Origin of the sequence: Streptomyces venezuelae (assembly GCF_008642295.1) — a bacterium.
In the GTDB taxonomy this organism is placed as follows: domain Bacteria; phylum Actinomycetota; class Actinomycetes; order Streptomycetales; family Streptomycetaceae; genus Streptomyces; species Streptomyces venezuelae_C.
The window spans coordinates 4,682,969-4,699,259 of the sequence record NZ_CP029190.1 but is presented as its reverse complement, the minus strand read 5'-3'; the positions used below and the strand labels follow the sequence as shown (position 1 = coordinate 4,699,259).

Below are 16,291 nucleotides of genomic sequence, written 5' to 3'. Positions count from 1 at the left end.
CATACTGCAGTTTCAGCCCCGAGAGACGGCCACAGCCTTGCCAGTAATACTGCGGCTGCGGACGAAGCCTCGTTAGAGGCTCGTTCGCTCCAGCTTGCTGCTGATCGGCGGGTCAGGCAAGCACGGCGAGTCGGTGAAGACCGTCTCCGAGCGCCTCGGCCACACCAACGCGGCCATGACGCTGAACATCTACACCCACCTGTGGCCCGACTCCGAGGAGCGGACCCGGGCCGCCGTCGACAAGGCGTACGCGGACCAGTCCGCCGATGCCAAGCAGCAGGTCGACGAAGCGGCGTAGCCGCTCCCCCGCGCGCTGACCGAAGTCAGCACGCTGCGGACTCCGCGCGGACCGCAAAGGCCGCCCGACCCGCTCCGTCGCAGGTCAGACGGCCTTTCGCCGAACGCATTAGACGTTGAAGCGGAACGTGTCGCATAGAGCTCTGACCTGCGTAAACGTGGTTCCAAGCGGGACAAGTCAGCACAGAATCAGCACGGGATTACGTCATCCATCACGCGAGAGCCTCGCCATCACCCAGCGGCTCCATGGGGATCTGCTGGACGGCGGACTCGACCGAGCTGAGGCCCCCAATGTCCGCCCTGCGTTCTGGGTTCTGACGTTCCAGTGCCTCCTGAATCTGGCGGCTCAGTGCTTCCACGGAGCGCGACTGCCCCTCTTGCGCATCCGCACTCCTCTTGAGGTGCTTGGCGATCTGGTGCGCGCTCCACTCCGTCGAATCGGTCTCAAGGGCACTGTCCCTGAGAGCTTCGAGATCCACCGTGTAGACGAGCGGGTCCACGCGGCCGAAGGGGCCGTCCGACTCCACCCGGAACTCATAGACCTTGGGCAGCTCCGAGGAGAACAGCTGATGGCCTAAGTCCATGACGAAGGGAATGCGGCGCGTCGGAGGCAGGGTGGCGATAGGGCGACCGACAACACGATGAAGAGTCGCGGCCCGCTCCGCCCCCAGAGTGGTCTGCAGCGGAGGGCTCACCGAGATGCGTACGTTGCGGGCCAGGGTCTGACCGATGTTCTCGATCACCAGCACGAGCAGCGATGATCCAGGGATACGAGGCTTGATGTCGACGATGACGTACGGCTCAGCCTGCTCGCGTTGCGCCTTCTCCGCGAGGGCGTTGGCTTGCGCAACCGCTCTCGCCTGACGCCGGTTGTAGACGAGGGCCCAAAACGCGGCCGTCGTTGAGAAGACGAGAGCCGCCACGGAGATGACCACCGTGGTGATCTGGACCGACGAGTCGCTCATGGCCGGATGTTAGGTGCGTGGCTGGTTGCGATGCGGCAAGTTGCCGAAAAACCTCTGGCCGGGATCGTTGGCTCTCCAGCCTGAGCTGCGGGCCGCTACCGTGAAGACATGACCGCACTGCCCGACTGGATGCGCCCGCCGCGCGCGGAAGGCTGGTTCGCGGAGGACCTCGACCGCCTCCCCGAGGCACCCCGCCACACCGAGCTGATCGACGGAGCCCTCGTCTTCATGATGTCGCCCCAGCGGTCCTGGCACGGCCGCCTCGTAACCGCCCTGACCACCACGCTCATGGCGCAGGCGCCGGCCGACTTCGAGGTCGAGCGGGAGATGACGATCCGCCTCGATGCCCGCAACCGTCCCGAGCCGGACCTCTTGCTGACGAACCTGCCTTACGACCCCGACCGCACCTGGTACGCCCCGGAGGACGTGAAGCTCGTCGTGGAGGCGGTCTCACCCGAGTCCGCCCATCGCGATCGCACAGTAAAGCTCCGCAAGTACGCGGAGGCCGGCATCCCGCACTACTGGTGCATCGAGGATGAGGACGGGGCACCCGTCGTCCACGTCTACGAGCTCGACGAACCGACCGGCGTCTACGCGCCCGCCGGCATCTTCCGGGGCACCCTCAAGCGCCCGGTGCCCTTCGCGATCAGCCTGGACCTCGACAAGCTCACGCCGCCCCGAAGCGGCTGAAAAGTCAGCACCAAGTCAGCACGGGACTGCAGAAGGGGTCGGACTCTGACGAGTCCGACCCCTTCTGACCTGCACGTTTGACGAAACTAGCTAACATGCAGTAACGAATCGACTACACGTTGAAGCGGAATTCCACCACGTCGCCGTCCTGCATCACGTAGTCCTTGCCCTCCATGCGGGCCTTGCCCTTGGCGCGGGCCTCGGTGACCGAGCCGCAGTCGACCAGGTCGGCGAAGGAGATGACCTCGGCCTTGATGAAGCCGCGCTGGAAGTCGGTGTGGATCACGCCGGCCGCCTCGGGGGCCGTGGCGCCCTTCTTGATGGTCCAGGCACGGGTTTCCTTCGGGCCGGCCGTCAGGTAGGTCTGCAGGCCCAGGGTGTCGAAGCCGACGCGGCCCAGGGTGGCGAGGCCCGGCTCTTCCTGGCCGACCGACTGGAGGAGCTCCAGGGCCTCCTCGTCGTCGAGCTCGGCGAGGTCCGCCTCCAGCTTGGCGTTCAGGAAGATGGCCTCCGCCGGGGCGACCAGGGCCGACTGCTCGGCCTTGAAGGCGTCGTCCGTCAGCTCGTCCTCGTCGACGTTGAAGACGTAGAGGAACGGCTTGGTGGTGAGCAGGTGCAGCTCGTGGAGGAGGTCGCCCTGCTCCGTGCCCTTGGTGATGCCCTTCGAGAACAGGGTGTGGCCCTCTTCGAGGATCTTCCGCGCCTCGACGACCGCCGCCAGGACCGCGACCTTGTCCTTCTGGAGGCGGGACTCCTTCGTCAGGCGCGGCTCCGCCTTCTCGATGGACTGGAGGTCGGCGAGGATCAGCTCGGTGTTGATCGTCTCGATGTCGTCCTTCGGCGAGACCTTGCCGTCGACGTGCACGACGTTCTCGTCCTTGAAGGCACGGATGACCTGGCAGATCGCGTCCGACTCGCGGATGTTCGCCAGGAACTTGTTGCCCAGGCCCTCACCCTCCGAGGCGCCGCGCACGATGCCCGCGATGTCGACGAAGTCGACCGTCGCCGGGAGGATCTTCTGCGAGCTGAAGATACCCGCCAGGACCGCCAGACGCGGGTCCGGGACGCCGACCACGCCGACGTTCGGCTCGATGGTGGCGAACGGGTAGTTGGCCGCCAGCACGTCGTTCTTGGTCAGGGCGTTGAAAAGGGTCGACTTGCCGACATTCGGCAGACCGACGATTCCGATCGTGAGCGACACGTTGGCGACTTCCCGTAGCTGCTGGAGGGTACGGCCCGGGCATGGGCCATCAGACAGTTTACGCGTGTCCCGGGCCCCCGATCCGGGGTGCGGCACCTAGCCTCGTGGGGTGGAGCAATACAGGGTGCAGTCAGATCATCACCCCGCGCAGCAGCAGCGACCTCCGGCCCAGCGGCGCCCGACCGGGGCCGTGGCCCGCCCGCGCCCGGGGATGACCCGCCCGCGGACGGCCGGGCCGTCCGGGCCGTCCGGGCCGTCCGGTGTCCCGCGCCGGCTGCCCCGGCCGCGGCTGACGGGTCTCGGCGGCGGGCTGTTCGCCAGTGCCGCCATGGTGCTGGCGGGCGGGATCGTCTGGCTGCTCTTCGATGCCTCGCTCACCGGGTACGGGGTGCTGTTCCTGCCGGTGGCCGCGGCGACGGCCCTCTGGGTGCGGCCCGCCGATCTGGTCACCGCGCCGGTCTCGGTGCCGATCGCCTTCGCCTTCGGCGTATGGCCGATCGCCGGCGGGTCGGGCGGGCTCGGCGGGCAGCTGATGGGAGTCGTCACCGCCCTGTCGTTGCAGGCCGGCTGGCTGTACGCCGGGACGCTGATCGCGGCGCTGATCGCGCTGGGGCGGCGGGCCGCGCTGAGCAACCGGCGGCGGATGGCCGCCGCCCGCCGCCTCCCCGCCTGAGCCCGTCTGCCCGTCTGCCCGCCCCGGCCCGGCCCCCCGTCAGTCGCCCGGCCTCGTGCCCGGCGGACGGGCCGCCATCGCCGCGCCCACGATGCCCGCGTTGTTCTGGAGTACCGCCGGGACGATCTCGGCCCGGACCCCCTCGATCAGCGGCAGGAACTTCTCCGGCTTGCGGCTGACGCCGCCGCCCAGGATGAACAGGTCCGGGGAGAACAGCATCTCCACGTGCGCCAGGTACTTCGACAGGCGGCGGGCCCACCGTTCCCAGGTCAGGTCCCCGTCCTCCTTCGCCTTCACCGAGGCCCGCTTCTCCGCGTCGTGGCCGTGCAGTTCCAGGTGTCCCAGCTCGCTGTTGGGGACCAGGTGCCCGTCGGTGAAGAGGGCGCTGCCGATGCCCGTGCCCAGGGTGAGGAGGATGACCGTACCGGTACGGCCGCGCCCCGCCCCGTACGTCATCTCCGCGACGCCCGCCGCGTCCGCGTCGTTGAGGACCGTGACCGGCAGCCCGTCCAGCTGGCCGGAGAGGAGCGCGCGGGCGTCCAGGCCGATCCAGGCCTTGTCGACATTGGCGGCCGAACGGGTGATGCCGCCCGTGACGACACCCGGGAAGGTGATCCCCACCGGGCCGCTCCACTCGAAGTGCCGGACCACCTCCGCAACGCACCCGGCCACCCCCTCGGGGGTGGCCGGGTGCGGTGTCAGTACCTTGTGGCGCTCGGCGGCGAGCTCTCCGCGCGCCAGGTCGACCGGTGCGCCCTTGATGCCGGAGCCGCCGATGTCCACGCCCATGATCTGCGTCGTCTGCATGGACATACCGTACGAAAGGAGTTACTCCCCGGCGAGCAGGTCCGCCGCCTCGGCGCGCAGGTCCTTGCGCAGTTCCTTCGGGAGGGAGAAGGTGATCGACTCCTCGGCGGTCTTCACCAGCTCGACGTCCGCGTAGCCGCGCTCCGCGAGCCAGGCCAGCACCTCCTCGACCAGGACCTCGGGAACCGAGGCGCCCGAGGTGAGGCCGACCGTGCTGACGCCCTCCAGCCAGGCCTCGTCGATCTCGCTCGCGAAGTCGACCAGATGGGCGGCGCGCGCACCGGCGTCCTTGGCGACCTCGACCAGCCGGATGGAGTTCGAGGAGTTCTTGGAGCCGACCACGATGACCAGGTCGGAGTCGGCGCCCATCGCCTTGACCGCGGCCTGGCGGTTCGAGGTGGCGTAGCAGATGTCGTCGCTCGGCGGCGAGACGAGCAGCGGGAACTTCGTCTTCAGCGCGTCGACGGTCTCCATGGTCTCGTCCACCGACAGGGTGGTCTGGGAGAGCCAGACGACCTTGGACTCGTCGCGGACGGTGACCTTGTCCACGTCGTGCGGGCCGTCGACGATCGTGATGTGGTCCGGGGCCTCGCCGGAGGTGCCGATGACCTCTTCGTGGCCTTCGTGGCCGATGAGGAGGATGTCGAAGTCCTCGTTGGCGTACCGGATGGCTTCCTTGTGCACCTTGGTGACCAGCGGGCAGGTCGCGTCGATGGTCGCGAGCCGGCCGCGGGCGGCCTCCTCGTGCACCACCGGCGCCACGCCGTGCGCGGAGAACATCACGATGTTGCCGGGGGGAACCTCTTCGGTGCGCTCGACGAAGATGGCGCCCTTCTTCTCCAGCGTCTGGACGACGTACTTGTTGTGCACGATCTCGTGCCGGACGTACACCGGGGCGCCGTACTGCTCGAGGGCCTTCTCGACGGCGATCACGGCTCGGTCCACGCCCGCGCAGTAGCCACGGGGGGCGGCGAGCAGGACACGGCGACGGGATGCGGGAGCAGTCATACGGACATCGTACGGCCGCGTCGGAGGGCGCGAAGATCGGTCCGCCGACAGAGACTGGGGCACAACGGGCACAACCCTGTTCCCCTCGTCCCCCGGAGGAAGTCATGGCGCAGGTCCGGGCAACGGTCCGGGGTAGGGGCGGGGGCGGCGAGGCCGGGCAGCTGCGGCGGAGCCTGGGATTCCGGGATCTGGTGGTGTACGGGCTGCTGTTCATCGCGCCGATGGCCCCGGTGGGCATCTTCGGCACCCTGGACGCCGCCTCGCACGGCGCCGTCGCACTGGTCTACCTGTGCGCGACCGTGGCCATGGGGTTCACCGCTTTCAGCTACGCGCAGATGGTGCGTGTGGCTCCGCAGGCCGGGTCGGTGTACACGTACGCCCGCACCGGCCTCGGCGAGGGCCCGGGCCTGATCGCCGGCTGGATGGCGATGCTGGACTACCTGCTCATCCCGGCCGTCGCGTACCTGTTCTCCGGGATCGCGATGAACGCGCTGGTGCCGGAGGTTTCGCGGTGGGTGTGGACGGCGCTGGCGGTGCTGGTGACCACGCTGCTGAACCTGTGGGGCGTACGGGCGGCAGCGCGGGTCGGCTTCGCGGTGCTGGCCATGGAGATCCTGGTGCTCCTGGTGTTCCTGGTGTCCGCGGTGACGGTGCTGGTCCGGGACGGGGCGCAGCGCGGCTGGCTGTCCCCGCTGACCGGGGACGGCTCGCTGGGGTTCAGTACGGCCGCGGTGCTGGGTGCGGTTTCGGTGGCGGTGCTGTCGTATCTGGGCTTCGATGCGATCGTCGCGTTCGCGGAGGAGGTCACCGGAGGGTCGTGGCGGGTGGCCCGGGCGGTGCTGTTCTGCCTGGCGCTGACCGGTGTGCTGTTCATTGCGCAGACCTATCTGGCGGCCCTGCTGAGCCCGGTGTCCGCGGCCGAACTGGCGGCGGATCCGGCGCAGCAGGGGCCCGCCTTCTACAACGCGGTGGAGGCCTCGGTCGGGACGTGGCTGCACGATCTGGTGGCGGTCAGCAAGGCGGTCGGGGCGGCCTTCGCGGCGCTGGCCGGGCAGGCGGCGGCCGGGCGGCTGCTGTTCGCGATGGCCCGGGACCGGCGGCTGCCGCAGGTGCTGGCCCGCACCTCGGGCGGCACTCCGCGGGTGGCGCTGCTGGTGGCGGCCACGGTGACGCTGGTCGCCGCGGTGTGGGCGGCCCGCCGGGACGACGGGCTGGACCATCTGGTGTCGGTGGTGGACATCGGTGCGCTGGTGGCGTTCACCCTGCTGCACGCCTCGGTGGTGGGCTGGTTCTGGGTGAAGCGGGGCGGGGAGCGGGCCGGCGAGGGGCCGCCCAGCCGGTGGAAGCACCTGGTGGTGCCGGTGCTGGGGGCGGCGGTGACGGTCGCGGTGATCGTCGAGGCCGCGTGGACGGCCCAGGTGGTGGGGGCGGTCTGGCTGGCGGTGGGGCTGGTGGTGCTGTTCGCCCAGCGCGGGCGGCGCCCGGCGCCTCCCGGCCCCCCGGCCCCGCCCGGACCCCCGGCTTCCTCCGGGCTCGCGGCGCCTCCCGGACCCCCGGCCCCGCCCGGGCGACGCGGGGTTCCTCCCGGAGAGGAACCCAAGGGGACTGTCGGTGGAGCCGGTTAGCCTGCCTGTATGGGTCTGAATACGTCGGCCGAGGCGCCGCTGCCCGTCGGCCAGGTGTCCCGGCTCATCGGGGGCTGGATCGAGCGGCTCGGGCAGGTGTGGGTGGAGGGGCAGATCACCCAGCTGTCGCGCCGGCCGGGTGCGGGGGTGGTCTTCCTGACCCTGCGCGACCCGTCGCACGACATCTCGGTGAGCGTGACCTGCTACCGGCAGGTGTTCGACGAGGTCGCGGACGCGGTGGCGGAGGGCGCGCGGGTCGTCGTCCTGGCCAAGCCGGAGTGGTACGCCCCGCGCGGCCAGCTGTCCCTGCGGGCCACCGAGATACGGCCGGTGGGCATCGGCGAGCTGCTGGCCCGGCTGGAGCGGCTGAAGCGCTCGCTGGCCGCCGAGGGGCTGTTCGACTTCGATCGGAAGAAGCCGCTGCCCTTCCTGCCGCAGCTGGTCGGGCTGGTGGTGGGGCGGGCCTCGGCGGCCGAGCGGGACGTACTGGAGAACGCCCGCCGGCGCTGGCCGGCGGTCCGCTTCGAGGTGCGCAACGTCGCCGTCCAGGGGGTGCACGCGGTGCCCCAGGTGGTCCAGGCGGTCAAGGAGCTGGACGCGCTCGACGAGGTCGACGTGATCATCGTGGCACGGGGCGGCGGCAGCGTGGAGGACCTGCTGCCGTTCTCCGACGAGCAGGTCGTACGGGCGGTGGCCGCGGCCCGCACCCCGGTGGTGTCGGCCATCGGGCACGAGCCGGACTCCCCGCTCCTGGACCTGGTCGCCGACCTGCGCGCGTCCACCCCGACCGATGCCGCGAAGAAGGTGGTCCCGGACGTCGGGGAGGAGCTGGAGCGGGTGCGGCAGCTCCAGGGCCGCGCGCTGCGCGCCGTCCGGGGTCTGCTGGACCGGGAGGAACGGGGGCTGGCGCATGTGCTGGCCCGTCCGGTGTTCGTGCACCCGCAGCGGATGGTGGAGACCCGCGAGGAGGAGCTGGAGGCGCTGCTCGGGCGCAGCCGCCGCACTCTGGGGCACCTGCTGGACCGGGCCGACTCGGAGCTGGCGCACACCCTGGCCCGGGTGGTGGCACTGTCCCCGGCGGCGACGCTGGAGCGCGGCTATGCGGTGCTCCAGCGGGCGGACGGGCATGTCGTGCGGTCGCCGGCGGAGGCTCCGGTGGGCGAGGTGCTGCGCGCGCGGGTGGCGGAGGGGGAGCTGGCGGTGCGGGTGACCGACCCGGCCGAACCCTCCCCCGAGTAACGGCACCGAGCAACGACAGCGAGCAACGACACCGAGTGACGACACACTCCCGCAATATTTTGGTTGCACTACACACATAAGGTGGCAGGAATGGCCGAGCCGACTACGGCGCTGGGATACGAGCAGGCTCGCGACGAGCTCATCGAGGTCGTGCGGAAGCTGGAGGCGGGCGGCACCTCGCTGGAGGACTCGCTCGCGCTCTGGGAGCGCGGCGAGGAGCTGGCGCAGGTCTGCCGCCACTGGCTGGAGGGGGCCCGGGCCCGCCTGGACTCGGCGCTGGCGGCACGGGATGCGGCGGAAGCCGGCGGCTCCGAGGACGACTGAGCCCGCCCCCAAAGTGACCCACAGCACTCGCAGCGCATTAGTTGAATTTTCATCTATCTCGGCGTAGTGTCAGGGACATCGCTTCACCTCCACCTGCTTGCAATGGAAGAAGGCTTTCCGATGTCCCTCGTTCTCGACGCCGCCGCCCAGGACCTGCTGTTCCGCGAGGCCCGCACCGCCAACTCGTTCACCGACGAGCCGGTGACCGAGGAGCAGGTCCAGGCGATCTACGACCTGGTGAAGTACGGCCCGACCGCCTTCAACCAGACCCCGCTGCGCATCACCCTGGTCCGCTCCCCCGAGGCCCGCGAGCGCCTGGTGAAGCACATGGCCGAGGGCAACCAGGCCAAGACCGCCGCCGCGCCGCTGGTCGCGATCCTCTCCGCGGACAACGAGTTCCACGAGGAGCTCCCGCACCTGCTGCCGCACTTCCCGCAGGCCAAGGACGCGTTCTTCAGCGAGCGCCCGGTCCGCGAGCAGTCCGCCGTACTGAACGCCGCGCTGCAGGCCGCGTACTTCATCGTCGGCGTGCGCGCCGCCGGTCTGGCCGCCGGCCCGATGACCGGCCTGGACTTCTCCGGCGTCCAGAAGGAGTTCCTGGACGGCGACCACACCCCGCTGATGGTCGTCAACATCGGCAAGCCGGCCGAGGGTGCCTGGTTCGACCGCTCCCCGCGCCTGAGCTACGACCAGGTCATCACGACCGTCTGAGCCACCCCGCACACACCGCGCACACACATACGGCGAAGGCCGCCCCGGACCCCCGGGGCGGCCTTCGCCGTATGTGTGTGGAGCGGGCGGGCTCAGGCCTTCTTGAACTCCAGCGCCGCCGCCATCTTCGCCAGCTGCTCGAAGGAGGCCGTGCCGGTCACCACCGTCACATGCCCCTGCTCCGTCCGCACCAGCGCGTCGTACTTCGGGCCGTCCCAGCGCTCCCAGGCCACCCCGCCGACCTGCTGCTGCTGTCCGGTGGCGGTCGCCTGCTGGGTCACCTTCGCCAGGTAGGCATCGGAGGGGTCGCTGGACTGCTCCACCGCCACGTACTGGTTGTCCGGGTCCAGGAAGCCGAGGTGCCAGGCGTGGGCGTCCTTCTTCTTGTACGTCACCGAGGTCGCCCGCCACTCCTGCGGCAGGCCCACCGGTGCGGCCAGCGGGTACGGGGCCACCCGCCGGGCGGTGATGGTCTCGACCCGGTAGTCGACGACGCGCGTCGGGTCGGCCTTGTCGTCATGGGGAAGGAAGATGTAGATCCCCCCGACGACCAGTCCGATCAACGCCAGCGACCGGACCATGTCCCAGATCGTCTGCTTACCTTTCATACCTGCCACGCCCCTATCGTCCCGCACCGCCGGGACGATCAAGCACAGGGGTCCGCTCCGGACAACCCGCTGTCCGATATGCCGCTCATACGTGACCCCCTCTGCTCAATATGTCGACCTACCGATAGAGTTCCAGGACCCTCACTTCCCGGCCGTCGTCGTACAGAAAGGTGCGCTCCGATGACCGAGCACAACCTGCCGCCCCAGCTCGAAGTCTCTCCGGAGGCCCCCGACCGCAATCTCGCCCTGGAACTCGTCCGGGTGACCGAGGCCGCCGCCATGGCCGCCGGCCGCTGGGTCGGTCGCGGCGACAAGATCGGCGCCGACGGTGCCGCGGTCAACGCGATGCGGACCCTGATCTCCACCGTCTCGATGAACGGCGTCGTCGTCATCGGCGAGGGCGAGAAGGACGAAGCCCCCATGCTCTACAACGGCGAGCGGGTCGGCGACGGCACCGGCGCCGAGGTGGACATCGCCGTCGACCCGATCGACGGCACCACGCTCAACGCCAAGGGCATGCCCAACGCGATCGCCGTCCTGGCCGCCGCCGACCGCGGCACCATGTTCGACCCGTCCGCGGTCTTCTACATGGACAAGCTGGTCACCGGCCCCGAGGCCGCCGACTTCGTCGACATCACCGCCCCGGCCTCGGTGAACATCCGCCGGGTCGCCAAGGCCAAGGGCATGCACCCCGAGGACGTCACGGTCGTCATCCTGGACCGCCCCCGCCACGAGGGCATCGTCAAGGAGATCCGCGAGACCGGTGCGCGCATCAAGTTCATCTCCGACGGCGATGTCGCCGGCTCCATCATGGCGGTCCGCGAGGGCACCGGCGTGGACCTGCTCCTCGGCGTCGGCGGCACCCCCGAGGGCATCATCTCCGCCTGCGCCATAAAGTGCCTGGGCGGTGTCATCCAGGGCAAGCTGTGGCCGAAGGACGACGCCGAGCGGCAGCGGGCCATCGACGCCGGCCACGACCTGGACCGCGTCCTGACCACCAACGACCTGGTCTCCGGCGAGAACGTGTTCTTCGTCGCCACCGGCATCACCGACGGAGAGCTGCTGCGCGGCGTGCACTACCGGTCCCAGACCGCGTCCACGTCCTCGCTGGTCATGCGCTCCAAGTCGGGCACCATCCGGCAGATCGACTCCACCCACCGCCTGTCGAAGCTGCGCGCGTACAGCGCGATCGACTTCGACCGCGCGCAGTAGGCCGTAGGCCGAGGGCTGCGCGACGACGCACGAAGGGCGGTCCCCTGTGCGGGGGGACCGCCCTTTCGTCGTGCTCAGACGCCTCGATCCGGGGCGGGTGCGTACGCCGCTCAGCCCGCGGCGGCGATGGGGCCGGCGCCCGGGCTCTGGCGCAGCTCGGCGGCCCGCCTCCGCATCCGCGCCAGCACCACCCGGCGCTCGGCGGCGGTGAGGCCGCCCCACACCCCGTACGGCTCGGGCTGGAGCAGCGCGTGCTCGCGGCAGGCGACCATGACGGGGCAGCGGGCGCAGACCCGCTTGGCGGCCTCCTCGCGCGACAGCCGGGCCGCGGTCGGCTCTTTGGAAGGGGCGAAGAACAGTCCCGCCTCGTCCCGGCGGCACACCGCCTCCGCATGCCATGGGCCGTCCTCTTCCCTGGACGGCACCCGCGGCTTCGGCACAGCAATGGCGGCTACCTGCAGGGACTGATGCGGCGGTTGCTGCACGGTCTACTCCTGACGACGTATTCACGAGCCGAGAGACGATGCACCTGTCCCTACCCGCTGTCCGCGTCCATATGCACCCCGTGCGGCGAACCGGCCGGGAAGTGGCCGGGAACTAGTCCTGGTGCCGTTGGCGCATCCGGTGCGCCAGATCGACCAGCCGGGCGCCCGGTTTGGGGCGGGCCTCGATGCTCCCCAGCAGGGCGAATCCGCGGACGACCACGACCGGGGCCTGCGGATCGGTCTCGCCGCGGGACTCCCCGCGGATGTCGAAATTGCCGAGGACGCCATTGCCGAATCCGCGCAGCGTGACGTTTTCCGGCACCAGGATTTCAGCGGAGCCGAGGATGCAGGTCACGTTGATCTCGGTGAGCTGCTGCTCGAACACCGCTTCGGTGAGGTCGAGGGTGATGTCGCCCATGACGGCCACGGCGCGGGTCCGCGGGCCCGGCCGCCACCGGCCGCGGCGGGCCTGGCCGCTGCACACCGCGATCACGTTCTCGGTGTCGTCGCCAGGCGGCCCGGCGGGAAGGCCGCCGGCCGGGCCGTACGCCCCGGGGCGCCCGGCGGCCCCGGCCGGGAGGTCCCGGACCAGCGCGTCCAGCTCGCCGACGGTCTTCACGGCGTACAGCACGTCCAGGCGTTCGGAGTGTTCCTCGGCGGTCAGCCGGCCCTCCGCGAGGGCGTCGCCGAGGATCTGCGCGATCCGGTCACGATCGGCGTCCGAGGCGCGGATTTGGGCGGGAGCAGCAGAGGCGGCGGGGTGCTTGTCCAGGTCCACACGCCCAGCATAGCCAAACACGATAGATCGCGATACTGCTCCCTGTTGTCGCGTGCGTGTCGACCGAGGTCGAGTGAGTGAGCCTTACCTCACAGACATGGCCCCTGGGCGAGGACCTACGCTGGATGACTGCGCTGCCAATAGGTCGTCAGTGCTGTCTGCCGAGTGAGGAATGGCCACACAATGCCGGAGTTCGCGTACACCGACCTGCTCCCTCTGGGAGAGGACCAGACTCCCTACCGACTGGTGACGTCCGAGGGCGTGTCGACGTTCGAGGCGGACGGCCGCACCTTCCTCAAGGTGGAGCCGGAGGCGCTGCGCAAGCTGGCCGAAGAGGCCATCCACGACATCCAGCACTTCCTGCGCCCCGCCCACCTGGCACAGCTGCGGCGGATCATCGACGACCCCGAGGCCTCCTCGAACGACAAGTTCGTCGCCCTCGACCTGCTCAAGAACGCGAACATCGCGGCGGCCGGCGTGCTGCCGATGTGCCAGGACACCGGCACCGCGATCGTGATGGGCAAGCGCGGCCAGAACGTCCTCACCGCCGGCGGCGACGAGGAGGCCCTGTCCCGGGGCATCTACGACGCCTACACCCGGCTGAACCTCCGCTACTCGCAGATGGCCCCGCTGACCATGTGGGAGGAGAAGAACACCGGCTCGAACCTGCCCGCGCAGATCGAGCTGTACGCCACCGACGGCGGCGCGTACAAGTTCCTCTTCATGGCCAAGGGCGGCGGCTCGGCCAACAAGTCCTTCCTCTACCAGGAGACGAAGGCCGTCCTGAACGAAGCCTCGATGATGAAGTTCCTCGAGGAGAAGATCCGCTCGCTGGGCACCGCGGCCTGCCCGCCCTACCACCTGGCGATCGTGGTGGGCGGCACCTCCGCCGAGCACGCCCTGAAGACCGCGAAGTACGCCTCCGCGCACTACCTCGACGAGCTCCCGACCGAGGGCTCCGCGCTGGGCCACGGCTTCCGCGACCTGGACCTGGAGCAGCAGGTCTTCGAGCTCACCCAGAAGATCGGCATCGGCGCGCAGTTCGGCGGCAAGTACTTCTGCCACGACGTGCGCGTGGTCCGCCTTCCCCGCCACGGCGCCTCGCTGCCCGTCGCCATCGCCGTCTCCTGCTCCGCGGACCGCCAGGCCACTGCGAAGATCACCGCCGAGGGCGTCTTCCTGGAGCAGCTGGAGCGGGACCCCGCGCGGTTCCTGCCGGAGACCGAGGACATGCACCTGTCGGGCGGCGAGGTCGTGAAGATCGACCTCAACCAGCCGATGGAGGACATCCTCGCCACCCTGACCCGGCACCCGGTCAAGACCCGCCTCTCCCTCACCGGCCCGCTGGTCGTGGCGCGCGACATCGCGCACGCGAAGATCAAGGAGCGGCTGGACGCGGGCGAGGAGATGCCGCAGTACCTCAAGGACCACCCGGTGTACTACGCCGGCCCGGCGAAGACCCCGGAGGGCTACGCCTCCGGCTCCTTCGGCCCGACCACGGCCGGCCGTATGGACAGCTACGTCGAGCAGTTCCAGGCGGCGGGCGGCTCCAAGGTCATGCTGGCCAAGGGCAACCGCTCGCAGCAGGTGACCAACGCGTGCGGCACGCACGGCGGCTTCTACCTGGGCTCGATCGGCGGACCCGCGGCCCGTCTCGCCCAGGACTGCATCAAGAAGGTCGAGGTCGTCGAGTACGAGGAGCTCGGCATGGAGGCGGTCTGGAAGATCGAGGTCGAGGACTTCCCGGCGTTCATCGTCGTGGACGACAAGGGCAACGACTTCTTCCAGAACCCGGCCCCGGAACCCACCTTCACCCACATCCCGGTCCGCGGTCCCGGCCTGGCCTGATCCCGGGCCCCCGGGGTCGGGCGGTGGTGCGGGGGCCTGTGACCCCGCAGCCGCTCGCGGGGCTTCGCCCCACCCCCGTCGGGCAGCGCCCTCGGCAGAGCGCGCCCGGAACGGGGGTGGGCGGAGCGCCGCGTAACGTCACGGACTGTTCCGCCATCCGTGCGGCGGGCGCACCGGCCGGGCCACCGTGTCCGGTTAACGTCTGCCTCATGACTCAGGCAACCCTCGGGCGCAACGGCGTCCGCGTCATCGCCCACCGCGGCGCCTCCCACGACCACCCCGAGCACACCCTCGCCGCCTACCGGCAGGCCATCGCCGACGGCGCGGACGCGCTGGAGTGCGATGTGCGGCTCAGTGCCGACGGGCGGCTGGTCTGTGTGCACGACCGGCGGGTGGAGCGGACCTCCGACGGGCGGGGCGTGGTGTCCGCCCTGACGTACGAGGAGCTGGCCGCGCTCGATTTCGGCGGCTGGAAGGGGGAGCCGCACCGGGGAGCGCGGGTGCTGCTCTTCGAGGAGCTGCTGCAGGAGGCGCTGGGCGCGGGGCGGCCCGTCGGGCTGGCCGTCGAGACCAAGCACCCGACCCGGGCCGGCGGCCGGCTGGAGGCCGAGCTCGTACGGATGCTCCGGGCGTACGGGCTCGCCGACGGGGCGAGTGGTCTGGTCGAGGTGATGAGCTTCTCGCGGAACGCGCTGACCCGGTTGCACCGGCTGGCTCCCGGGCTGCCCGCCGTGTACCTGATGGAGCGGCGGCTGCGGCCGGTCCGGCCGCCCTTCGCCGGGCATGCCGGGCCCGGCATCGAGCTGGTGCGGCGGGACCCCGGGCTGGTGGCGCGGCTGCACGCGAAGGGGCTGCGGGTGCGGGTGTGGACGGTGGACGAGCCCGCGGATGTGGAGTTGTGCCTGCGGCTCGGCGTGGACACGCTGATCACCAACCGGCCGCGGGAGGTCCGGGAGCTGGTCTCCGGGCTGCTCGCCGAACGGTAGGAGCCGGCTCGCAGCCGGGACGGGCTCTGCCGTTCGGCGGAGGGCGGCCGGTGCAGGTCCGCCGATCGGCAGATGGAGTCGGCCGGGCTCCGGGACGAAGCTGGTGGCACACCCGAACGGGGTGCCTGACCAGGGGAGTTCACATGCGTATCCGTACCGTCGCCCTGCCCGTCGCCGCACTGGCCGCCGTCGCCTCGCTGGTGGCCGCCGCCCCCGCGCCGGGCGCGCCGGGCGCGCCGGCCGACGCGACCGCGCGTACCGCCTCGGTGCACGGCGGGGGACGGATCTTCTACCCGTACTCCGCCACCCACGAGATCCGGTTCACGGTCGAGGCCGAGGGCGCGCCGTGGAGCAGGGGGTACCCGGGCACGAAGCTGGAGAAGGGCTCGCCCACCGACGCCCGCGGCCGGGTGACGATCCATCACCGGGTGCCCGCCTCCGAGACGGAGGACGGCAAGGAGTTCACCGCCGTGTCCGAGGCCCGGGTGGACTGCCTTGTCACGGGCAACCGGTCGGCCACCCTGACCGCCGTCGTCGAGACCTCGAACGTCGGGACGGCGGGCGAGCGGATCGGCATCAGCATCGAGGACGGTCGCGGCCGGGAGCCGGACCGGCTGGGCTTCTCCTGGGGCGTGGGCAACGCCCACGTGGTGGAGGGCAAGCTCGTGCAGCCCGACACCGGGACCTGCATGGCTCCGGCGGCCTTCGCCCGGGTCGTCGAGGGCGGGTTCTCGGTGGCCGCGGCTCCGCTGGCGCCCCAGCCTCGGTAGGGACCCCGGGAAACGGGACATCCGGCCGGGGTGCGCCGGCCGGATGTGGGGGGTGTACGGGGGC

18 protein-coding genes are annotated in these 16,291 nt (G+C 70.7%); 11 read left to right on the top strand and 7 right to left on the bottom strand.

Annotated elements, in window-relative coordinates; translation table 11 throughout:
- Positions 1-133: 133 nt before the first annotated feature.
- Positions 134-298: a hypothetical protein gene (locus DEJ50_RS21100; protein WP_223837852.1), complete on the top strand. Its 165-nt coding sequence runs from the start codon at positions 134-136 to the stop codon at positions 296-298.
- A 211-nt stretch (positions 299-509) separates the two neighbouring features.
- Here the strand turns inward: DEJ50_RS21100 and DEJ50_RS21095 are convergent, their stop codons facing one another.
- Positions 510-1,262: a hypothetical protein gene (locus DEJ50_RS21095; protein WP_150209516.1), complete on the bottom strand. Its 753-nt coding sequence runs from the start codon at positions 1,260-1,262 to the stop codon at positions 510-512.
- Positions 1,263-1,370: 108 nt separating this feature from the next.
- On the opposite strand from DEJ50_RS21095, the gene DEJ50_RS21090 reads away from it, so the two are divergent.
- A complete protein-coding gene (locus tag DEJ50_RS21090; protein ID WP_053679225.1) occupies positions 1,371-1,952 on the top strand; it encodes a Uma2 family endonuclease in 582 nt (193 codons plus the stop codon).
- A 112-nt stretch (positions 1,953-2,064) separates the two neighbouring features.
- On the opposite strand, the gene ychF is transcribed toward DEJ50_RS21090, so the two are convergent.
- On the bottom strand, positions 2,065-3,153 hold the full coding sequence (gene ychF / locus DEJ50_RS21085) for a redox-regulated ATPase YchF (protein ID WP_150209515.1): 1,089 nt from the start codon (positions 3,151-3,153) through the stop codon (positions 2,065-2,067).
- 124 nt (positions 3,154-3,277) lie between these two features.
- Here ychF and DEJ50_RS21080 point away from each other — a divergent pair, with 124 nt between their 5' ends.
- Positions 3,278-3,826: a DUF6542 domain-containing protein gene (locus tag DEJ50_RS21080; RefSeq protein WP_411757626.1), complete on the top strand. Its 549-nt coding sequence runs from the start codon at positions 3,278-3,280 to the stop codon at positions 3,824-3,826.
- A gap of 39 nt (positions 3,827-3,865) precedes the next feature.
- Here DEJ50_RS21080 and ppgK read toward each other — a convergent pair whose 3' ends face one another.
- Positions 3,866-4,633 carry a polyphosphate--glucose phosphotransferase gene (gene ppgK, locus DEJ50_RS21075; RefSeq protein ID WP_150209514.1) on the bottom strand — a complete coding sequence of 256 codons (768 nt, stop codon included), beginning with the start codon at positions 4,631-4,633 and terminating at the stop codon, positions 3,866-3,868.
- A gap of 21 nt (positions 4,634-4,654) precedes the next feature.
- Complete coding sequence (locus DEJ50_RS21070) at positions 4,655-5,641, bottom strand: 4-hydroxy-3-methylbut-2-enyl diphosphate reductase (protein ID WP_150209513.1); 987 nt, start codon at positions 5,639-5,641, stop codon at positions 4,655-4,657.
- A gap of 104 nt (positions 5,642-5,745) precedes the next feature.
- Here DEJ50_RS21070 and DEJ50_RS21065 point away from each other — a divergent pair, with 104 nt between their 5' ends.
- From DEJ50_RS21065 to DEJ50_RS21050, 4 genes are all read left to right on the top strand, one after another.
- Positions 5,746-7,266, top strand: a complete 1,521-nt coding sequence (locus DEJ50_RS21065; protein ID WP_150209512.1) for an APC family permease — start codon at positions 5,746-5,748, stop codon at positions 7,264-7,266.
- Between the two features lie 9 nt (positions 7,267-7,275).
- On the top strand, positions 7,276-8,505 hold the full coding sequence (xseA, locus tag DEJ50_RS21060) for an exodeoxyribonuclease VII large subunit (protein ID WP_150209511.1): 1,230 nt from the start codon (positions 7,276-7,278) through the stop codon (positions 8,503-8,505).
- 90 nt (positions 8,506-8,595) lie between these two features.
- On the top strand, positions 8,596-8,829 hold the full coding sequence (locus DEJ50_RS21055; protein ID WP_150209510.1) for an exodeoxyribonuclease VII small subunit: 234 nt from the start codon (positions 8,596-8,598) through the stop codon (positions 8,827-8,829).
- A gap of 120 nt (positions 8,830-8,949) precedes the next feature.
- Positions 8,950-9,540 (top strand): malonic semialdehyde reductase, encoded by a 591-nt coding sequence (locus DEJ50_RS21050; protein WP_150209509.1) that lies wholly within the window; start codon positions 8,950-8,952, stop codon positions 9,538-9,540.
- Positions 9,541-9,632: 92 nt separating this feature from the next.
- On the opposite strand, the gene DEJ50_RS21045 is transcribed toward DEJ50_RS21050, so the two are convergent.
- Complete coding sequence (locus DEJ50_RS21045) at positions 9,633-10,148, bottom strand: DUF4245 domain-containing protein (protein WP_190344999.1); 516 nt, start codon at positions 10,146-10,148, stop codon at positions 9,633-9,635.
- 180 nt (positions 10,149-10,328) lie between these two features.
- On the opposite strand from DEJ50_RS21045, the gene glpX reads away from it, so the two are divergent.
- Entirely contained in the window at positions 10,329-11,360 is a 1,032-nt protein-coding gene (gene glpX, locus DEJ50_RS21040; RefSeq protein WP_150209507.1) for a class II fructose-bisphosphatase, read from the top strand.
- Positions 11,361-11,470: 110 nt separating this feature from the next.
- Here the strand turns inward: glpX and DEJ50_RS21035 are convergent, their stop codons facing one another.
- Both DEJ50_RS21035 and DEJ50_RS21030 read right to left on the bottom strand, forming a co-directional pair.
- A complete protein-coding gene (locus DEJ50_RS21035) occupies positions 11,471-11,845 on the bottom strand; it encodes a WhiB family transcriptional regulator (protein ID WP_150209506.1) in 375 nt (124 codons plus the stop codon).
- 112 nt (positions 11,846-11,957) lie between these two features.
- Positions 11,958-12,623 (bottom strand): DUF1707 domain-containing protein, encoded by a 666-nt coding sequence (locus tag DEJ50_RS21030; protein ID WP_150209505.1) that lies wholly within the window; start codon positions 12,621-12,623, stop codon positions 11,958-11,960.
- A gap of 183 nt (positions 12,624-12,806) precedes the next feature.
- Between DEJ50_RS21030 and DEJ50_RS21025 the strand changes: the two genes are divergently transcribed.
- The 3 genes from DEJ50_RS21025 (at position 12,807) to DEJ50_RS21015 (ending at position 16,227) form a co-directional block, all read left to right on the top strand.
- Positions 12,807-14,471: a fumarate hydratase gene (locus DEJ50_RS21025; protein ID WP_150209504.1), complete on the top strand. Its 1,665-nt coding sequence runs from the start codon at positions 12,807-12,809 to the stop codon at positions 14,469-14,471.
- A 209-nt stretch (positions 14,472-14,680) separates the two neighbouring features.
- Complete coding sequence (locus DEJ50_RS21020; protein ID WP_150209503.1) at positions 14,681-15,457, top strand: glycerophosphodiester phosphodiesterase; 777 nt, start codon at positions 14,681-14,683, stop codon at positions 15,455-15,457.
- A gap of 143 nt (positions 15,458-15,600) precedes the next feature.
- The gene (locus DEJ50_RS21015; protein ID WP_150209502.1) at positions 15,601-16,227 is read left to right on the top strand and encodes a hypothetical protein; all 627 of its coding nucleotides are present in this window, start codon (positions 15,601-15,603) and stop codon (positions 16,225-16,227) included.
- Positions 16,228-16,291: the final 64 nt, after the last annotated feature.